Here is a 16,120-nt window from a genome sequence, read left to right on the forward strand (position 1 = left end):
CCGGTGGTGGTCACGCCCCCGAAGCCGCTGCCCGTCCCACCCCTGCTGGAGCCCGGCGACGAGGGCGACGAGGTCCGCGACCTCCAGGCCCGGCTCAAGCAGCTGGCGTGGTACTTCCCCGACGTGGACGGCGTCTACGGCGAGGCGACCACCGAGGCCGTGCGCGGCTTCCAGGAGAAGCGCGGCTTCGACGCGACCGGCGAGGTCGACCGGCGCACGATGAAGCGGTTGCGCCAGATGAGCACCACGCCCACCCACGCCGAGCTGCACAACCTCGGCAACGTGCCCGGGGCGCTCGACGCACGGTGCCGCACCGGCCGGGCGATGTGTGTCGACAAGACCAGCCGCACCATCCGCTGGGTCGTCGACGGCAAGGTCGTCAAGACCATGGACGTGCGGTTCGGCGGCCCGTCCACCCCGACCCGCGAGGGCCTGTTCCACGTCGGCTACAAGAGCCGGGACCACCACTCCAGGCTCTACGACACCGACATGCCCTTCGCCATGTTCTTCTCCGGCGGCCAGGCCGTGCACTACTCGCCGGACTTCGCGTCGGTCGGCTACAACGGCGCGTCGCACGGGTGCGTCAACGTCCGCGACTACGACGGCGTGGCCTGGCTGTTCGACCAGGTCGAGGTCGGCGACAAGGTCGTCGTCTACTGGTCCTGAGGCGTGCGTCGGGCCCACCCCGTCAGGCCGCAGACGAGGACGAGCAGCAGGCAGAGGAACGTCACGCCGCCCGCGAACAGGTACCCGATCGCCTCGAGGCCGTCACCCTCGCCCGACTCCTGGTAGCGGTCGACGGTCTCGGCCATGGCCCAGAACTGGGAGACGGCGACGCCGACGGTGCCGAGCAACGCGACCCGGATCGAGTAGAACGCCGCGATCCCCAGCACTGGTGCGGTCAGCCAGGACAGCTGCAGGACGGCCCCGTCGATGAACTCGGTGTCGTGGCTGTCCATCGTGCCGGGCCGCACCGTCACGCCGGACGCGACGGCCAGGGCGACGAGCACGACGGCGGTGCTGCCGGCGACGGCGAGCGCGGAGAGGATGGCGGACCGCAGGAGGCGCCGGCTGGGGGTCACGAGCCCATCACACCGTGAGCGGGAGCGGCCTGCATGAGTTCACGCACCCAACGTGATGGGTCGTACGCTTTCGGATCGTGACGACCAGTGCCGAGCAGGCGGGGCTCCCCCTCCCCCTGGTCGTCAGGACCATCCCGCTGGACCTGCCTCCGGAGTCGTCGCTGCTCGACCTCCTCCCGTCACAGCACCCGGTCACCTGGCTGCGCCGGGGCGACGGCCTGGTCGGCTGGGGACGGGCCGCCGAGATCCACACCGCCGGCGCGACCCGGTTCTCCGACGCCGCGAAGTGGTGGACGGAGACGACGTCCCACGCGGTCGTCCGCGACGAGGTCGACGAGCCCGGCACCGGCCTGGTCTGCTTCGGCACGTTCGCGTTCGCCGACGAGCCGGGCAGCTCGATGCTGGTCGTGCCCGAGGTCATCGTGGGCCGCCGCGGCGACCGGACCTGGCTGACCACGGTGTCGCGGGGCGCTCTCGACGCGGCCGCGACGGTGACGCTGGCCGAGCCGCCGCGGCCACCGGAGGGACTGGTCTTCGCCGACGGTGCCCTCAACGGTGAGCAGTGGATGGGCGTGGTCGCCGACGCCGTCGCCCGGATCGGCGCGGGCGACCTGGAGAAGGTCGTGCTGGCCCGGGACCTCATCGCCACGGCGGACCAGCCTCTCGACGTCCGCTGGCCGCTGCGGCGGCTGGCCGAGGGCTACCCGACCTGCTGGACCTTCCACGTGGACGGCTTGTTCGGCGCCTCCCCGGAGATGCTGGTACGCCGGGAGCGCGGGCTGGTCACCTCGCGGGTGCTCGCCGGGACCATCCGGCGGACCGGCGACGACGACCGGGACATGGCGCTGGCCGCGACCCTGGCCCACTCGTCCAAGGACCTGGAGGAGCACGAGTACGCCGTGCGCTCGGTCGCCGACGCCCTCGACCCGCACTGCTCGTCGATGAACGTGCCCGAGGCGCCGTTCGTCCTGCACCTGCCCAACGTGATGCACCTGGCGACCGACGTGGCCGGCGTGGTGCACGACGCCGACACCGTCTCGTCGCTCCAGCTGGCCGAGGCGCTGCACCCCTCGGCCGCGGTCGGTGGGACGCCCACCGAGACCGCCTCCCGGCTGATCGCCGAGATCGAGGGCATGGACCGGGGCCGGTACGCCGGACCGGTCGGCTGGATGGACGCCACCGGCGACGGCGAGTGGGCGATCGCGCTGCGTTCGGGCGTGCTGGACGGCTCGACGGTCCGGCTGTTCGCCGGCTGCGGGATCGTCGCGGACTCCGACCCCGAGGCGGAGCTGGCTGAGGCGCAGGCCAAGTTCGTCCCGGTCCGCGACGCGCTGGGCTGAGTAGTCCGGCTCACGACGCCGGCCCTCGAGATCGGGGACGGTGGTCACCATGAGCGACGTCCGACCCGTCCAACCCGTCCGCGTGGTCTTCGGCCTCGTTCTGGCCGCTGGGCTCGGCGGGTTCGCCGCGTTGACAGTGACCTTCCTCGGACTGGCCTCGCCCTCGTGGGGCTGGCTCTTCAGCGCGGCGGTGCTCTTCCCCTGCCTGACGGTGGGCTCGCTCGTCGCCCTCGGCCCGCGACGCCGCGTCGGATACGTCGTCTCGCTCGTCGCGGCCCTGGCCCTCGGCGGTCTCCTCTGGTGGAACGCGCCCCCGGATCACGGCCGCATCCTCGACATGGTCGACGACCAGGACCTCGGCGGTTTCACGGTCCTCGACGAGGAGGCGCGTGGCAACACCTGGTGCTACAAGGGCTGTCCCATCGTGGAGGTCGAGTACGCCGCCGACGACCCCGCGCTCGGTCCCGCGGAGGCGAGCGAGCAGCTCGTCGAGAGCCTCCAGTCCCAGGGATGGCGCGCTGACTACCGGAGCGACGACCTGGTGCGGCTCACCAAGGGCAGGTGGCGGGTGAGCGTCCGTCCCTCCCTGGCAGCGGAGTACGGCTACGGCGACCCTGCCTCCGACGTCGACGTGGAGTGGGGCGCCGAGGCCTGATGTCCGTCAGCCGGTGATCATCAGGTAGACGATGACACCGATCAGCCCGAGCACCAGGACCGCGGCCAGCCAGGCGAGCGCCTTGTTGCCGGAACCGGTGACCTCGCCGGGCGTTGACGCGTAGGGCAGCGCCGGCGCCGGACCGGGCATCGACCCGGACGGTGGCGGGCTGGTGGCCGGTGTCGTCGGGGTCATGCCTCCGAAGAGACCCGCGAGCTGGCCACCGAGCCCGAGCTGCTCGAGCGAGCTGCGGATCTGGGCCACCGCCTCCGGGCCGACGATGCTCGACAGGTCGACCGGCTGGCCACCGCTGACGACCTGGCCGTTGACGGCCACCACCGGTGGGATGTTGATGACCTGGCTCCCGTCCGCGGCGACGGTGGCACCGGCCGCACCGGCCCCACCGAAGAAGCCGCCCAGCATCGCGCTGATGTCCACCGCCTGACCGGCGGGCACCTGCTGGCCGTTGATCATCACCACCGGCGCGTTTCCGGCGTACGGCACCGGGACGTCGGGGAGGTTGGGGTCGGCGGCACGCGCCTGGCTCAGCTCGGCCTGGACCTGGGCGACCCGGGCGGCGGCCTCGGCGAGCTGCTTCTCGAGCTCGGTGACGCTCGGCCCAGGGGTGGGGCTCGGGGTCTCCGTCATGGCAGGTCCTTCCCGTCGGCGAGCCGAACGTACTCCAGTCCCTCGGCGGGCAGGAAGCGGTTCATGTGGCCGTCGACGATGCCGAGGCCGGCCTCGGAGTAGACGCGGTCGTGGATCGCCAGGTTGCGCGGTGCCCGCACCTCACGCGCGAAGTCGATGCCGTCGGACACCTTCATCCATGGTGCGCACACGGGGACGCACAGCAGGTCGACGGGACCGCCGGGGAGGGCCAGTGCGTCGCCCGGGTGGTAGACCCGGGTCTCCCCCACCGTCAGCACGAAGCCGCTGTTGTCGAAGCGCGGCAGCTCGGGGTGGATCACCGCGTGCAGCTCGCCCACGGCCCGGACCGGCAGGCCGACGTCGAAGGACTGCTCAGGTGCGACCACCGTGACCCGCTCGGCGACGTCGGGGGCGTCGTCGCGGATCCGCCGAGCGACCGCGTCGATCGTCCAGATCGGGGCCTCGGTGGCTCGCAGGTGGTCGGCCAGGTAGTGGTCGGGGTGCTCGTGGGTGATGAGCACGGCGTCCGCGCCGTCGACCGCCTCGGCCTCGGTGAACATCCCCGGGTCGATCACGACGGTCACACCGTCGTGCTCGACCCGGACGCAGGAGTGCCCGAGCTTCGTGATCCGCATGCGGCCGACCCTACGACCGGTGGTAGGCCTTACTGGCGATCCTCCAGACGCCGGGCTCCCGCTCGAGCAGCACGAACATGTCGGTGAACGTCTCGGGGCCGTGCCGCAGGGTCATCACCGCGGTCGCCACCGATCCCGTGACCGTCACCTGGTCGATCGTCCGGACCCGGTCGGACTCGTCGGGCGCCGACGCACCGGTGAACCTGCTGCAGTAGTCGTCGAGGTCCCACGACACGAGCTCCCCGTCCCGGATGCCCTCCACGTGCGCGGTCGGCAGGAACGCGGTCCGGAAGTAGGCGGGGTCACCCGTGGCGTGGCCGGCCGCGTAGGCACGCAGCGGCACGAGCACGCCCTCCGGGTCGTACGTCGTCATCGGACCAGCTCCGTGATGTCGCCATCGGCCGGTGCACCGCCATCGAGCGCCGCCTCCGCCCGGACCAGCGCCGCCGGCTCGACCCCCGACGCGTCCCGCGCGAGGCGCAGGTCCTTGGCGAGCGCGGCAAGCGTGAAGTGCGCCGGCGTCCGGTCCAGCCCCAGCAGCCGGTGCCGGGACCCGTCGACCACGCCCGCCAGCCGGCCGCGAGCCAGCACCTCGAGCGCCTCGACGCGCTCGACACCCAGGCCCTGGGCCACCTCGAGGGTCTCGGCGAGGGCGGCCAGCGCACCACCGAGGCTGGTGTTGGCCACGAGCTTGAGGGCGGCGGCCCGGCCCGGCGCCGGCACCCGGACCAGCTCGCGCACGAGCGGGGCGAGCACGTCCGCGGCCTCGTCGACGTCGTCCTCGGCGCCGCCGGCGAACGCGACGAGCGTGCCCGCGCGGACCGCCGGCACCGAGCCGAGGACCGGCGCGTGCACGTAGCGACCGCCCGCGTCGCGCACCAGCAGGTCGCAGCGCTCGGCCTCGTCGGGCGCGGTCGTCGCGGTGTTGACGACCAGGGTGCCCGACCGGAGGCCCGGGACGGCTGCGGCCAGGACCTCGAGGCACGAGGGGCCGTCGAAGAGGAACAACACCACGGGGTCACCGCGGCCGGCGGCCTCGCCGGGGGACGCTGCGCTGCGCACGCCGTGGACCGTGCGTCCACCGCGCGACCAGGCAGTGACGGCCCAGTCCTCGGCGGCGTACCGCTCGGCCGCGGCCAGACCCATCCGGCCGAGGCCGAGGATGCTCACTCTCCTCACCGGACCACTCTCTCCACGGACTCGGTATGCGGCAAGCGACGAATTCGCACGCCGCCATGCGTTAGCCGCATGTCATGATCGCCGGGTGTCGTACGCCGCGTGGCTGAGCTTCGTGACCGTCTGCGACCGCGGCTCGATCTCGGCGGCGGCCGACGAGCTCGGCTACACCCAGTCGGCGGTCTCCCGGCAGGTCGCGACCCTGGAGCACGAGATGGACGCGCGCCTGCTCGAGCGGCTGCCCCGGGGCGTCCGCCCGACCGCGGCCGGCGAGGCCATGCTGCGGCACGCGCGGCTGGTGGTGCACGAGACCTCCCGAGCCCGCGAGGCCGTGGCTGCCGCCCTCACCGGTCGCGGACCGAGCCTGGCCGTCGGAGCCGTCCCGTCCGCGACCGTCGGCCTGGTCCCCGCGGCGATCCGCGCCTTCGTGGAGCAGGTGCCGTCGCACCGGTGCACCCTCCGGTCCGCGGTGTCGCCCGTGCTGCAGGACCTGCTGCTCGCGGGAGACCTGGACGTCGCCGTGGTGACCGACTACCCGCCGGGGCTGCCGTCCTCACGCCTGCTGCGCCGGCACCACCTGCTCGACGACGAGCTGTGCGCGGTGCTGCCACACGACCACCCGGCGGCGAAGGGCAGGCGCCGGCTGGACCTGTCGCGGCTGGCTGACGAGGTCTGGGTCGAGGACAACCCCGGCTCCGAACGCCTGCTGCTGTCCGCCGCGGGCCGGGCCGGCTTCGAGCCGCGGCTCGAGATGGAGGCCGGCGACCTCGCCGGCAAGGTCGCGCTGGTGGCGGCGGGCCAGGCCGTCGCCCTGGTTCCCCGGCTGATGCTGGGGTCCGTGCCCGACCGGGTCGCCGTCCGCCGTCTGGCGGACCCGCCGACCCGGTCCGTCTTCGCCGTGCACCACGCGAGCCCGGCGCGGCACCGCGACGAGGTGGGCACCTTCGTCACGGCCCTCGTGTCCGCCGCCCCTACGATCCAGCGGTGACGCTCTTCGACCTCGGCGACCCGGCCTTCGACGTCACCTCGCCGGCGGTCCACGCCGCCCGCGAGGAGAGCTGGTACGTCGAGACGACCTGGGGCTGGGCGGTGCTGCGGTACGACGAGGCGAGCGCCGTGCTGCGGGACCGCCGCTTCCGCCAGGGCAACGCCCGCTGGCCGGAGCAGAACGGCGTCCACGGTGGTCCGTTCGCGGACTGGTGGAAGGAGACCCTGCTCAGCCTGGAGGGCGACGACCACAGCCGCATCCGGCGCCTGCTCGTGCCGGCGTTCCGCAACCGCGTCGTCGCCGCCATGCGGCCGACGTTCCAGGCACTCGCCGACGAGCTGGTCGACGGGTTCGCCCCGCGCGGCGAGGTCGAGTTCATCTCCGAGTTCGCCGAGCCCTACGCCGCCCGCATCATCTGCCTGCTGCTCGGGCTGCCCGCCGGCGACGACGGGGAGTGGCGCCAGGTCGCGCACTGGGCCGATGACCTCGGAGCGTCGTTCTCCATCGACGTGGGCCGGCAGGTACCGCGGATCGAGGCGGCCCTGGCGGGGCTGACGGCGTACGTCGACGAGGTGGTCGCCGACCGGCGGGCCCGGCCGCGCGACGACCTGGTCTCGACGCTCGTCCGGGTCGAGGAGCTCACCGAGCGGGAGCTCTCGGTGGCCCTGGTGTTCCTCGCGTTCGCCGGGATGGAGACGACCCGCAACCAGCTGGGCCTGGCGCTGCAGACCCTGCTGCGGCACCCGGACCAGTGGCGGCTCCTCGGCGAGCGCCCCGAGCTCGGTGCCGCCGCCGTCGAGGAGGTCATGCGGGTCAACCCCACCGTGACCTGGGTGACCCGCGAGGCCATCGAGGACGTCGACCTGCAGGGTCTCCACATCCCCGCCGGCGGCATCGTGCAGGTGCTCTCGCACGCGGCCGGGACCGACCCGCGGGCCGTCGCGGAGCCCGGGTTCGACATCACCGCGACGGACCGGGCGCCCCACCACGGCTTCGGCGCCGGCATCCACCACTGCCTGGGCCACTTCGTGGCCCGCACCGACATGGCGGTGGCGCTGCCGCTGCTGGCCCGGCGGATGCCGGACGCGGAATGTGACGGCCCGGGCGAGTGGTTACCGGTCTCCGGGAACACCGGCGCAGTCCGGTTCCCGATCAGGTTCAGCCCGTCCTGACCAGGGAGGTCCGCATGCTCGCCCTCACCGGCTCCACCGGCGCCGTCGGAGGCCTCGTCGCGCGGGCCCTCGCGGACCTCGGACCGCGCCTCGTCGTCCGGGACCCGGCCCGAGCACCCGGCCTCGGGCTCGAGGTGCGGACGGCCGAGTACGCCGACCGGGAGGCGGCCGTGGCCGCGCTCGACGGCGTCGACGTGCTGTTCATGGTCTCGGCCGGCGAGGCGCGGGACCGGCGCGACCAGCACCGCACCTTCATCGGGGCCGCCGTCGACGCCGGCGTCCGGCACGTCGTCTACACCTCGTTCGCGGGAGCGGCTCCCGACGCCACCTTCACCCTGGGTCGCGACCACCACGACGCCGAGCTCGCGATCCGCGAGTCCGGGATGACGTTCACGTTCCTGCGCGACAACTTCTACGCCGACCTGCTGCCCTGGTTCGCCGACGAGGGCGGCGCGATCCGCGGGCCGGCCGGGGCCGGTCGGGTGGCCGCCGTGGCCCGGCGGGACGTCGCCGACGTGGCCGCGGTGGTCCTGCGCGACCCGGCCGCGCACGCCGACGCGACCTACGTCCTCACGGGTCCGGAGGCCCTCACGCTGGCGGAGGTCGCGGAGCGGGCCGGGGCCGTGCTCGGCCGCGACCTGCGCTACGAGGAGGAGACGGTCGAGGAGGCCTACGCCTCCCGCCGGGCGGCGTACGGCGCCGAGGACTGGCAGCTCGACGCCTGGGTGTCGACCTACACCGCGATCGCCGACGGGTCCTGCGCGGCGGTCACCGACGACGTGCTGCGCCTGACCGGCCACCCCGCCCGGACCTTGGAACAGGCGCTCCGCGGCGAGTAGTGCGAGACGCAACCCCCAGCCAGCGCTGCGAACGCGCCGGATCGCGGCCACATCGCTCCGTGCGAGCAGGGAGCGCAGAAGCGAGCGCAGGCGGAACGCAGTCACGTGGCTCCGTGCGAGCAAGGGAGCGCAGCGACCGACGCGAGCGATGGCGCGCGGAGCGCGCGCACCCCGCGATCGGCCCCCGCGGCCGCGACGAGTGCGGAGCCCGCGAAGCGGAGCGAGCCTCGTCGCGGCCTGGGGGCCGAAGCTCGCGGGGGTATCAGGCAGTCGTGTGGTGCACGTAGCACCAGCGCCAGTCCTCGCCCGGCTCAGCCGACTCCATCACCGCGTGCCCCGTCTCGTGGAAGTGACCGGTGGCGTGCTGCCCGGGTGAGGAGTCGCAGCACCCGATCTCCCCGCAGACCAGGCACTGCCGCAGGGCCACCCAGGTCAGGCCCTCGTCCAGGCAGGTCCGGCAGACAGGGTCGGCAACGGTCTCGACCGCCGGGTAGGCCTCGAGGTCCGGGCAGGAGTCACCGGTACGCCGCAGCGACAGCGAGTCCCGCACCTCACGACGCTCCTCGGTGGCGATGTCGAGCATGGACTCCTCGACGTCCAGCATGGCGAGCACGTCCGCGACGACCTCCGAGGCGACGGTCCCAGCGCTGCGGATCTCCAGGACCCGCCGTCGCTCGGCCTCGAGCATCGCCAGCCGGATCCGGTTGTAGAGGTCGCTCGGCGACTCCCGGTCCTCGACGGTGGCCAGCCGTTCCCAGGCGGCGAAGTTGCGCTGGTCCAGCCGCTGCCGGATCAGGTCGACCACGCCGACCCGGTCGTCGTACTCGAGGTCGTCGAGCTCGTGGAGCGCCGCCTTCGACGCCTGCTGGAGCAAGGTGGCCCGGGCGAGCGCGTCCTCGGCCGGGTCGGGCCCCGGGACGTTGAACCGCCTGGCGAGCATCGGCAGCGTGGTGCCCTGCAGGAACAGCGTTCCGGCCACCACCGTGAAGGCCATCAGCAGCAGCACCTCGCGGTACTCGGTCTCCTCGGGGATGACGAAAGCCGCGGCCAGGGTCACGACCCCGCGCATCCCCGCCCAGCCCAGGATGAACGTGAACGTCCACGGGGGGCGCGGTCCGCCGGCGCGCTCCGGCCCGGGCCGGACGATCAGGTAGCGGGCCGGGAACACCCAGAGCAGGCGCAGCGCGATGCAGGCTCCGAGCGTGGCGGCGCACAGGGCCACGATCCGTCCGGCGCCCAGGTCGCTGTCGACCGCCCCCTCCACGATCCACCAGGCCTGCAGGCCGATGAGCAGGAAGACCGCGTTCTCCAGGAAGAACGCGACCATCCGCCAGTTGAGCCGCTCGGCGATCCGGGACTGGGCGGACTGGAGGACGGGGGCCTTGTGACCGAGCAGCAGCCCGGCGAACACCACCGCGAGCACCCCTGAGGCGTGGATCTCCTCGGCGGCGACGAACGCCGCGAACGGCACGACCAGCGAGATGGCGCCGTCGATGACCGGGTCCCGGACGACGTAGTGGCGCACCTTCGCCACGACGAAGAAGAAGACGACTCCCACCAGCACCCCGCCGCCCGCGGCGATGACGAAGTCGACCCCGACCTCGACCGCATCCAGCCCGCTGCCCGCCGCGACCGCGAGCGCGGTGCGCAGAGCGACCAGGGCGGTCGCGTCGTTGAGGAGCGACTCGCCCTCGAGGATCGTGGTGATCCGGCGGGGCAACCCGATCCGCCGCCCGATCGCCGTCGCGGCCACCGCGTCCGGTGGAGCCACCACCGCACCGAGCGCCAGCGCCACCGCCCAGGGGAGATCGGGGAGCAACAGCTTGGTGACGGCGGCGACGCCGACCGCGGTGAAGACGACCAGCCCCACCGACAGGAGCAGGATGGGCCGGCGGTTGACGTTGAAGTCGACCAGGGACGTGTTCTGCGCCGCCGCGTAGAGCAACGGCGGCAGCAGCCCGAACAGCACGACCTCCTCGGAGAGGTAGATCTGCGGCACCTGCGGTGCGTAGGAGGCGGCGACGCCGACCACGACGAGCAGCAGCGGCGCCGGCAGGTCGAAACGCTCCGCGATCGAGCTCGCCACGAGCACGGCCACCGCCATGCCGCACAGGAGCAGGGTGATCTCCACCCGCGAATCCTGTCAGTTAGGGCGTGAGACCCCGGATCCGTTCGTCCAGTGAACGGCGGTCCTTCCGGCCGACCATCGCCTCGACGACCTCGATGCCGCCGTTGGGGTTGGCCAGGGCGTGCTCGAGCTCGGCGAGGCCGTCGACCCGCCAGTGCGGGGTGCGGGTGGCCGCGCACAGCGACGCCAGGTCGACGCCGTGCGGGGTGCCGAAGAGGCGTTCGAAGGCGTGCGCGTGCTCGGGTGCGCCCTGCTCGAGCATCGAGAAGATCGACCCGCCGTCGTCGTTGACGACCACGATGGTGAGGTCCGGTCGGGGCTCCTCCGGCCCGAGGACCAGCCCGTTGCTGTCGTGCAGGAACGTCACGTCGCCCATCAGTGCGAGGTTGCGGGGGCCCTGTGGCCGGCCCAGCGCGGCCCCGATCGCGGCGGACACGGTCCCGTCGATGCCGGACAGGCCGCGGTTGGCGACCACCTTGCGCCGCTCCCCCACGGGGTAGCCGGTCGCCATCAGGTCGAGGTCGCGGACCGGGCTGGACGCCCCGAGGACGAGCAGGCCGCCGGCCGGCACCGCCCGGCTGACCGCTCCTGCGACGGCGTACGGCGTCAGGGCGGGCTCGGCCGCGAGCAGGGCGTCGAGCTGCCGGGCCAGCGAGCGGTCCGCCTCATGCCAGCGGTCCAGCCACGCCGGCGGGTCGGAGCCCTCCACCCGGGCACCCGCCAGCTCGCGGGCGACCGCGAAGGGGCGCGGGAGACCACCGGCCGTGAGGTCGACGACCTCGACGTCGGCGCGCGACAGCAGCCGGGTCACGGGTCGGGAGAGCGTCGGGTGGCCGGCCACGACGACCCGCTCGACCTGCTGCCCGAGCTCGCCGTCCAGCAGCAGCCGGTAGCAGCGCACCACGTTCGCGCCGTTGCGGGCACCGCTGCTGGGCTCGGCGAGGAGGGGCCAGCCGGCCTGCTCGGCCAGGACCCGTGCCCCGGGGCCGGCGTCGTCACCGGCGACCACGACTGTGCGCGGACCGAGCTCGAGGTTCTCGGGGATGGGTCGGACCCGCTCGGGCCGGTCGACGACCCGCGCCTCGGGGTGCCAGCGGTCCGTCGGCACGAGGGGCTCGTCGAGCTGCACGTTGAGGTGCAGCGGTCCGTCGCCCACCACCGGTGGCGGGCCGCCGTCGGCCAGGTCGACGACCGGGACCAGCCACCCGAAGACCCCGACCTGCTCGGTCGTCTGGTTGGCACTGGTCCCCCGCAGCCGCTCGGGGCGGTCCGCGGTGACCGCGACCAGCGGCACCGCGGAGTGCACCGCCTCCAACAGCGCCGGGTGCAGGTTGGCCACCGCCGTGCCGGACGTGCAGACCACGGCGGCCCGCGCGCCGACCTTGGTCAGCCCGAGCGCCAGGAACCCGGCGCTGCGCTCGTCGATCCGGGTGTGCAGCCGCACCAGCCCGGCCTCGGCCGCGTCGTACGCCGCGAAGGACAGCGGCGCGTTGCGCGAGCCCGGGGCCACGACGAGCTCGGTCACTCCGGCCTCCACGAGCGCCGTGACGACGGCCCGCGCGAGGTCGGTGCTGGTCACGGGACCCACCCTCGCACCTCGGCCAGCCGGGCCTGCCAGTGCGCCACCCGCTCGGGCCGGGCGACAAGGAGGTCGACCGCGGCCGGGTCGACGCGCGGTCTGCCCACGGGCAGGAACCCGTCGACCGGCAGCAGCGGCTCGGCGACGACGTCGGCGGTGAGCAGCTGCACGGTCGCGAGCCCGCAGGCGTAGGGCAGCTCGGGGAGCGCGGCCGCCAGGGCGATCCCGGCGGCGATCCCGACCGACGTCTCCAGGGCGGAGGAGACGACGACGGGCAGGCCGATGTCCTCGGCGATCCGCAGGCAGGCCCGCACCCCGCCGAGCGGCTGGACCTTGAGCACGGCGATGTCCGCGGCCTCGAGGTCGCGGACCCGGTAGGGATCCTCGGCTCGCCGGATCGACTCGTCCGCGGCGATCGGAACGGCGACCCGGCGGCGTACAGCGGCCAGGTCCTCGACGGAGGCGCAGGGCTGCTCGGCGTACTCGAGGCCCCCGGCGGCCCGGTCGAGGGCCGAGATCGCGGCGACCGCCTCGTCCACCGACCACGCGCCGTTGGCGTCGACGCGGATCGCGGCGTCGGGCCCGAGCGCGTCCCGGACCGCCTCCAGCCGGGCCTCGTCCTCGGCCAGCGCCTGGCCCGGCTCGGCGACCTTGACCTTGGCCGTGCGGCAGCCACCGGCGGCGGCGATCCGGTGCGCCTGGTCGGGACCGACCGCCGGCACGGTCACGTTGACGGCCACCCGGTCGCGAACGGGCGCCGGCCAGTCGCCGGCCGCGGCCTCCTCGGCGCAGCGGAGCCACGGCTCGGCGACGCGCGCGTCGTACTCGAGGAACGGGCTCCACTCGCCCCAGCCCCCCGGGCCGCGCAGGAGCATCCCCTCGCGGAGCGTGATGCCGCGGAAGCGGGTGCGCAGCGGGATCGAGAAGACGTTCATGCGAGCTCCCGCAGGCGCACCCGGTCGGGCTTGCCGTTGGGGAGCATCGGCATCGCCGGAAGCACCACGACCTGGCGCGGGGCCCACGCCCGCGGATGCTCCGCCGCGACCCAGTCGCGGGCGCCGATGAGGTCGAGCGCGCCCACGACGAAGGCCACCAGGCGGTTGCCCCACTCGGGGTCGGGCACCCCGAGCACCTCGACGTCGACCACCGCCGGATGCGCGCGCAGCCGGCGGGCCACCGCGGGGGCCGGCACGTTGACTCCGCCCGTGACCACCATGTCGTCGACCCGGCCGAGCACGTGCAGGCGCCCGTCCTCGTCGATCCGCGCCGCGTCCGAGGTCAGGAACCAGCCGTCGACCAGCACCTGCGCGGTGAGGCGGGGGTCGCCGTCGTACCCGTCGAACAGCATGGGCCCCGCGATCCGGAGCCGGCCGTCGCCGTCGACGGCCAGGCCGACACCATCCAGGCCGACCCCGTCGTAGACGCAGCCGCCCGCGGTCTCCGCCGACCCGTACGTCGCCACCACCGTGACCCCTGCCCCGGCGGCCCGCTCCCGCAGGCTCGGGTCGACCGGCCCCCCGCCGAGCAGCACCGTCCGGAACGTGCGCAGCGCGCCGGTCTCGGCCTCGTCCCCGAGCATCCGGTGGAGCTGCGTGGGCACCAGCGAGACGTAGTCGAGCCCCCCGGAGGCGACGGCGGCCGCGACCGAGCCGTGCTCCTCGAGCAGTGCCGGCGGCCGGCCCGCCACCAACGAGCGGACGACCACCTGCAACCCCGCGACGTAGGTCGCCGGCAGCGCGAGCAGCCAGCGCCCTCGGCCGCCCAGCCGACGCTCGGTCGCCGCGACCGACGCCAGGACCGCTGCGCGGGAGAGGACCACCCGCTTGGGCTCACCGGAGGAGCCGGACGTCTGGACCACGACCGGCTCGTCGTCGTCCGCGACCAACCAGGCGGCGACGGCGGCGACGACCTCGCTCGTCGTCCCGGCAGGCGTCACGTGGCGACCCTATTCCGGGGTGGTGCTTGAATCCCTTCCCGTGGCTACCCCCGGAGAATGGCTGGCCGGCGCCCGGCCGCGCACGCTCCCGGCCGCGGTGTCGCCCGTCCTCGCCGGGACCGGGGTGGCGGCGTACGTCGACGAGGCCGTGGCCTGGAAGGCGCTGCTCGCCCTCGTGGTGAGCCTGGCCCTGCAGGTGGCCGTCAACTACGCGAACGACTACTCCGACGGCATCCGCGGCACCGACGCCGAACGGGTGGGACCGATGCGGCTCGTCGGCTCCGGCGCCGCCACCCCCGGTGCGGTGAAGAGGGCGGCGTTCGTCGCCTTCGGCATCGCGGCGGTCGCCGGTGTCGTCCTGGCCGCGACGACGGCGTGGTGGCTGCTCGCGGTCGGGGCGGTCAGCGTGATGGCCGCGTGGTTCTACACCGGGGGCTCCAAGCCCTACGGCTACCTCGGTCTGGGCGAGGTCATGGTCTTCGTGTTCTTCGGACTGGTGGCGGTGGTCGGCACCACGTACGTCCAGACGGAGAGCTGGGAGCCGCCCGCCCTGTTCGCGGCGGTCGGTGTGGGCGCGCTGGCGTGCGCCATCCTCGTCGCCAACAACCTGCGCGACATCCCCAGTGACACCGAGGCGGGCAAGCGCACCCTGGCCGTGAAGCTGGGTCCCGACCGGACCCGGGCCCTCTACGCCCTGCTGGTCCTCGCAGCGGCAGCCGCGGTCGTGGCGGTCGCGGTGTCGACCACGTGGTGGGCGCTGGCCGGCCTGGCGTTCCTCGGGCCGGCGGCACCGGCCGTGCGCACGGTCACCGGCGGCGCGACGGGTCCGGACCTGGTGCCGGTCCTGCAGCAGACCGGTCTCGCCGAGCTCGCCTGGGCCGTGCTGGTCTCAGGGGCGCTGATCCTCGCGGCCTGAGTCGTACGCTGGTCGCATGCTGCTGACGTTCCTGATCGTCGTCGCCGTCGTCGTCGCGGCAGTGGTCGTGTGGCGGCGCAGGGTGCCCCTCCTGGCCAAGCTGCTGGGTCAGCCCGAGTCACGGGTCGACCGGCAGCTCAACCGCAGGCGGGAGTGAGCTCAGTCGGCGTCCTCCCTGACGTCCTCCGTGGCGTCCTCCCGGGCGCGACGCTCCTCGAAGGCGGCCGCCGCCCGCTCGGCACGAGCCTCGACCCGGGTGGCGAACGCCGTGCGCTGGCGCTCCAGCAGGTAGTAGGACCCGATCCCGCTGACGATGAAGGCGATGACCACCGAGATGAGCAGGTTGGCCTCGTCGGCGACCAGGACCCAGCCACCGAGGACCACACCGAGGGTGGCCAGGAACAGCAGGATCCTCAGCCCGGTGTAGACGACGAACTCCTTCACGCCGCCAGCCTACGACCCCTCGGATCGGCGACCGGTTCACCATCGGGGGCGTAAGTTGGGAGCGTGCTGAAGGTCATGCTGGTGGTGCTGCTGTTCGCTGCGCTGACCTACGGGCTGATCCGGGTCCTCGAGCGCCGCGGCATCGCCAAGCGACCGAAGGGCAGGGGCCGCGCGCCTCGCCCGCAACCCCGGCCCCGACCGGTCGCTCCTGACGACGACCCGGACTTCCTGCGTGACCTCGACCGCAAGAAGCGTCAGCCACCCGACCCCGAGGCCCCTCTGGACTAGCCCGTTCCCCGAACAAACAGGGGTCCCGCGGCGTAGTTTTGGGCCATGAGCAACGACCCGGTGCAGCCGGGCACGGGCGCGGACGACCTGCTCGGGCGGTGGTTCGCGCACCACGAGCGCGCCGAGGACAAGTCCCCGGCGGCCCGTGAACCAGCCTCCCCGGACGACGGCGGAACGAGCGACGCACCGCGGCACGTCCCTCTCGCCGCCCGCCCGAGTGAGGCCGCCGCTCCGCGGTTGACCCGCCCCTCCGCGTCGGCCGTGCTGGCCGAGCTCCGGGCCGCCCCTGCGAGT

At 73.9% G+C, this 16,120-nt stretch carries 20 protein-coding genes; 10 read left to right on the plus strand and 10 right to left on the minus strand.

Going from position 1 to position 16,120, the window contains the following annotated elements; translation table 11 throughout:
* Positions 1 to 666 (plus strand): L,D-transpeptidase family protein (locus JHD21_RS13015; protein ID WP_292675889.1); only part of this gene is annotated, 666 nt, incomplete at its 5' end.
* On the opposite strand, the gene JHD21_RS13020 is transcribed toward JHD21_RS13015, so the two are convergent.
* Complete coding sequence (locus tag JHD21_RS13020) at positions 654 to 1,082, minus strand: hypothetical protein (protein WP_292675891.1); 429 nt, start codon at positions 1,080 to 1,082, stop codon at positions 654 to 656. The two genes, JHD21_RS13015 and JHD21_RS13020, sit on opposite strands and share 13 nt — an antisense overlap.
* 77 nt (positions 1,083 to 1,159) lie before the next feature.
* On the opposite strand from JHD21_RS13020, the gene JHD21_RS13025 reads away from it, so the two are divergent.
* Both JHD21_RS13025 and JHD21_RS13030 read left to right on the plus strand, forming a co-directional pair.
* The gene (locus tag JHD21_RS13025; protein WP_292675894.1) at positions 1,160 to 2,422 is read left to right on the plus strand and encodes an isochorismate synthase; all 1,263 of its coding nucleotides are present in this window, start codon (positions 1,160 to 1,162) and stop codon (positions 2,420 to 2,422) included.
* A gap of 49 nt (positions 2,423 to 2,471) precedes the next feature.
* A complete protein-coding gene (locus tag JHD21_RS13030; RefSeq protein WP_292675896.1) occupies positions 2,472 to 3,077 on the plus strand; it encodes a hypothetical protein in 606 nt (201 codons plus the stop codon).
* Between the two features lie 6 nt (positions 3,078 to 3,083).
* Here JHD21_RS13030 and JHD21_RS13035 read toward each other — a convergent pair whose 3' ends face one another.
* Genes JHD21_RS13035 through JHD21_RS13050 form a run of 4 tightly spaced genes read right to left on the minus strand, consistent with a single transcriptional unit; the run spans position 3,084 to position 5,539 of the window.
* Positions 3,084 to 3,725 carry a hypothetical protein gene (locus tag JHD21_RS13035; RefSeq protein ID WP_292675901.1) on the minus strand — a complete coding sequence of 214 codons (642 nt, stop codon included), beginning with the start codon at positions 3,723 to 3,725 and terminating at the stop codon, positions 3,084 to 3,086.
* Complete coding sequence (locus JHD21_RS13040) at positions 3,722 to 4,360, minus strand: MBL fold metallo-hydrolase (protein WP_292675904.1); 639 nt, start codon at positions 4,358 to 4,360, stop codon at positions 3,722 to 3,724. Before JHD21_RS13040 ends, JHD21_RS13035 begins: the two co-directional genes overlap by 4 nt.
* 10 nt (positions 4,361 to 4,370) lie before the next feature.
* Entirely contained in the window at positions 4,371 to 4,733 is a 363-nt protein-coding gene (locus JHD21_RS13045; RefSeq protein WP_292675907.1) for a nuclear transport factor 2 family protein, read from the minus strand.
* The gene (locus JHD21_RS13050) at positions 4,730 to 5,539 is read right to left on the minus strand and encodes an NAD(P)-binding domain-containing protein (protein WP_292675910.1); all 810 of its coding nucleotides are present in this window, start codon (positions 5,537 to 5,539) and stop codon (positions 4,730 to 4,732) included. The genes JHD21_RS13045 and JHD21_RS13050 overlap by 4 nt, the downstream gene beginning before the upstream one ends.
* 85 nt (positions 5,540 to 5,624) lie before the next feature.
* On the opposite strand from JHD21_RS13050, the gene JHD21_RS13055 reads away from it, so the two are divergent.
* Genes JHD21_RS13055 through JHD21_RS13065 form a run of 3 tightly spaced genes read left to right on the plus strand, consistent with a single transcriptional unit; the run spans position 5,625 to position 8,535 of the window.
* On the plus strand, positions 5,625 to 6,524 hold the full coding sequence (locus JHD21_RS13055; protein WP_292675912.1) for a LysR family transcriptional regulator: 900 nt from the start codon (positions 5,625 to 5,627) through the stop codon (positions 6,522 to 6,524).
* Positions 6,521 to 7,696 carry a cytochrome P450 gene (locus JHD21_RS13060; protein WP_292675915.1) on the plus strand — a complete coding sequence of 392 codons (1,176 nt, stop codon included), beginning with the start codon at positions 6,521 to 6,523 and terminating at the stop codon, positions 7,694 to 7,696. Before JHD21_RS13055 ends, JHD21_RS13060 begins: the two co-directional genes overlap by 4 nt.
* Before the next feature lie 14 nt (positions 7,697 to 7,710).
* A complete protein-coding gene (locus tag JHD21_RS13065; protein WP_292675916.1) occupies positions 7,711 to 8,535 on the plus strand; it encodes an SDR family oxidoreductase in 825 nt (274 codons plus the stop codon).
* Positions 8,536 to 8,797: 262 nt separating this feature from the next.
* On the opposite strand, the gene JHD21_RS13070 is transcribed toward JHD21_RS13065, so the two are convergent.
* From JHD21_RS13070 to JHD21_RS13085, 4 genes are read right to left on the minus strand one after another with little or no spacing between them, the layout of a single operon-like run.
* Entirely contained in the window at positions 8,798 to 10,666 is a 1,869-nt protein-coding gene (locus JHD21_RS13070; protein ID WP_292675919.1) for a Na+/H+ antiporter, read from the minus strand.
* 16 nt (positions 10,667 to 10,682) lie between these two features.
* Positions 10,683 to 12,242, minus strand: a complete 1,560-nt coding sequence (locus tag JHD21_RS13075; protein WP_292675922.1) for a thiamine pyrophosphate-binding protein — start codon at positions 12,240 to 12,242, stop codon at positions 10,683 to 10,685.
* Positions 12,239 to 13,177: an o-succinylbenzoate synthase gene (locus tag JHD21_RS13080; protein WP_292675926.1), complete on the minus strand. Its 939-nt coding sequence runs from the start codon at positions 13,175 to 13,177 to the stop codon at positions 12,239 to 12,241. The genes JHD21_RS13075 and JHD21_RS13080 overlap by 4 nt, the downstream gene beginning before the upstream one ends.
* Positions 13,174 to 14,178 carry an AMP-binding protein gene (locus tag JHD21_RS13085; protein ID WP_292675928.1) on the minus strand — a complete coding sequence of 335 codons (1,005 nt, stop codon included), beginning with the start codon at positions 14,176 to 14,178 and terminating at the stop codon, positions 13,174 to 13,176. Before JHD21_RS13085 ends, JHD21_RS13080 begins: the two co-directional genes overlap by 4 nt.
* Positions 14,179 to 14,218: 40 nt before the next feature.
* Between JHD21_RS13085 and JHD21_RS13090 the strand changes: the two genes are divergently transcribed.
* The gene (locus JHD21_RS13090; protein WP_292675931.1) at positions 14,219 to 15,094 is read left to right on the plus strand and encodes a 1,4-dihydroxy-2-naphthoate polyprenyltransferase; all 876 of its coding nucleotides are present in this window, start codon (positions 14,219 to 14,221) and stop codon (positions 15,092 to 15,094) included.
* A gap of 16 nt (positions 15,095 to 15,110) precedes the next feature.
* Positions 15,111 to 15,251, plus strand: a complete 141-nt coding sequence (locus JHD21_RS13095; protein ID WP_292675934.1) for a hypothetical protein — start codon at positions 15,111 to 15,113, stop codon at positions 15,249 to 15,251.
* 2 nt (positions 15,252 to 15,253) lie between these two features.
* Here the strand turns inward: JHD21_RS13095 and JHD21_RS13100 are convergent, their stop codons facing one another.
* Positions 15,254 to 15,538: a DUF4229 domain-containing protein gene (locus tag JHD21_RS13100; protein ID WP_292675937.1), complete on the minus strand. Its 285-nt coding sequence runs from the start codon at positions 15,536 to 15,538 to the stop codon at positions 15,254 to 15,256.
* A 63-nt stretch (positions 15,539 to 15,601) separates the two neighbouring features.
* Between JHD21_RS13100 and JHD21_RS13105 the strand changes: the two genes are divergently transcribed.
* Positions 15,602 to 15,826, plus strand: coding sequence for a hypothetical protein (locus JHD21_RS13105; protein WP_292675940.1), 225 nt, complete (start codon positions 15,602 to 15,604; stop codon positions 15,824 to 15,826).
* Positions 15,827 to 15,871: 45 nt separating this feature from the next.
* Positions 15,872 to 16,120, plus strand: a 249-nt coding sequence (locus JHD21_RS13110) for a hypothetical protein (protein ID WP_292675944.1), incomplete at its 3' end; no start/stop codon positions are given.

It is taken from the genome of Nocardioides sp. (assembly GCF_016462705.1).
Classification (GTDB): domain Bacteria; phylum Actinomycetota; class Actinomycetes; order Propionibacteriales; family Nocardioidaceae; genus Nocardioides.

What these genes read in the sequence shown, in the direction of transcription:
- JHD21_RS13080 (WP_292675926.1), bottom strand. Translation starts at nt 13,177, where the DNA reads ATGAACGTCTTCTCGATCCCGCTGCGCACCCGCTTCCGCGGCATCACG.
- JHD21_RS13065 (WP_292675916.1), top strand. Translation starts at nt 7,711, where the DNA reads ATGCTCGCCCTCACCGGCTCCACCGGCGCCGTCGGAGGCCTCGTCGCG.
- JHD21_RS13030 (WP_292675896.1), top strand. Translation starts at nt 2,472, where the DNA reads ATGAGCGACGTCCGACCCGTCCAACCCGTCCGCGTGGTCTTCGGCCTC.
- JHD21_RS13040 (WP_292675904.1), bottom strand. Translation starts at nt 4,360, where the DNA reads ATGCGGATCACGAAGCTCGGGCACTCCTGCGTCCGGGTCGAGCACGAC.
- JHD21_RS13095 (WP_292675934.1), top strand. Translation starts at nt 15,111, where the DNA reads ATGCTGCTGACGTTCCTGATCGTCGTCGCCGTCGTCGTCGCGGCAGTG.
- JHD21_RS13045 (WP_292675907.1), bottom strand. Translation starts at nt 4,733, where the DNA reads ATGACGACGTACGACCCGGAGGGCGTGCTCGTGCCGCTGCGTGCCTAC.
- JHD21_RS13035 (WP_292675901.1), bottom strand. Translation starts at nt 3,725, where the DNA reads ATGACGGAGACCCCGAGCCCCACCCCTGGGCCGAGCGTCACCGAGCTC.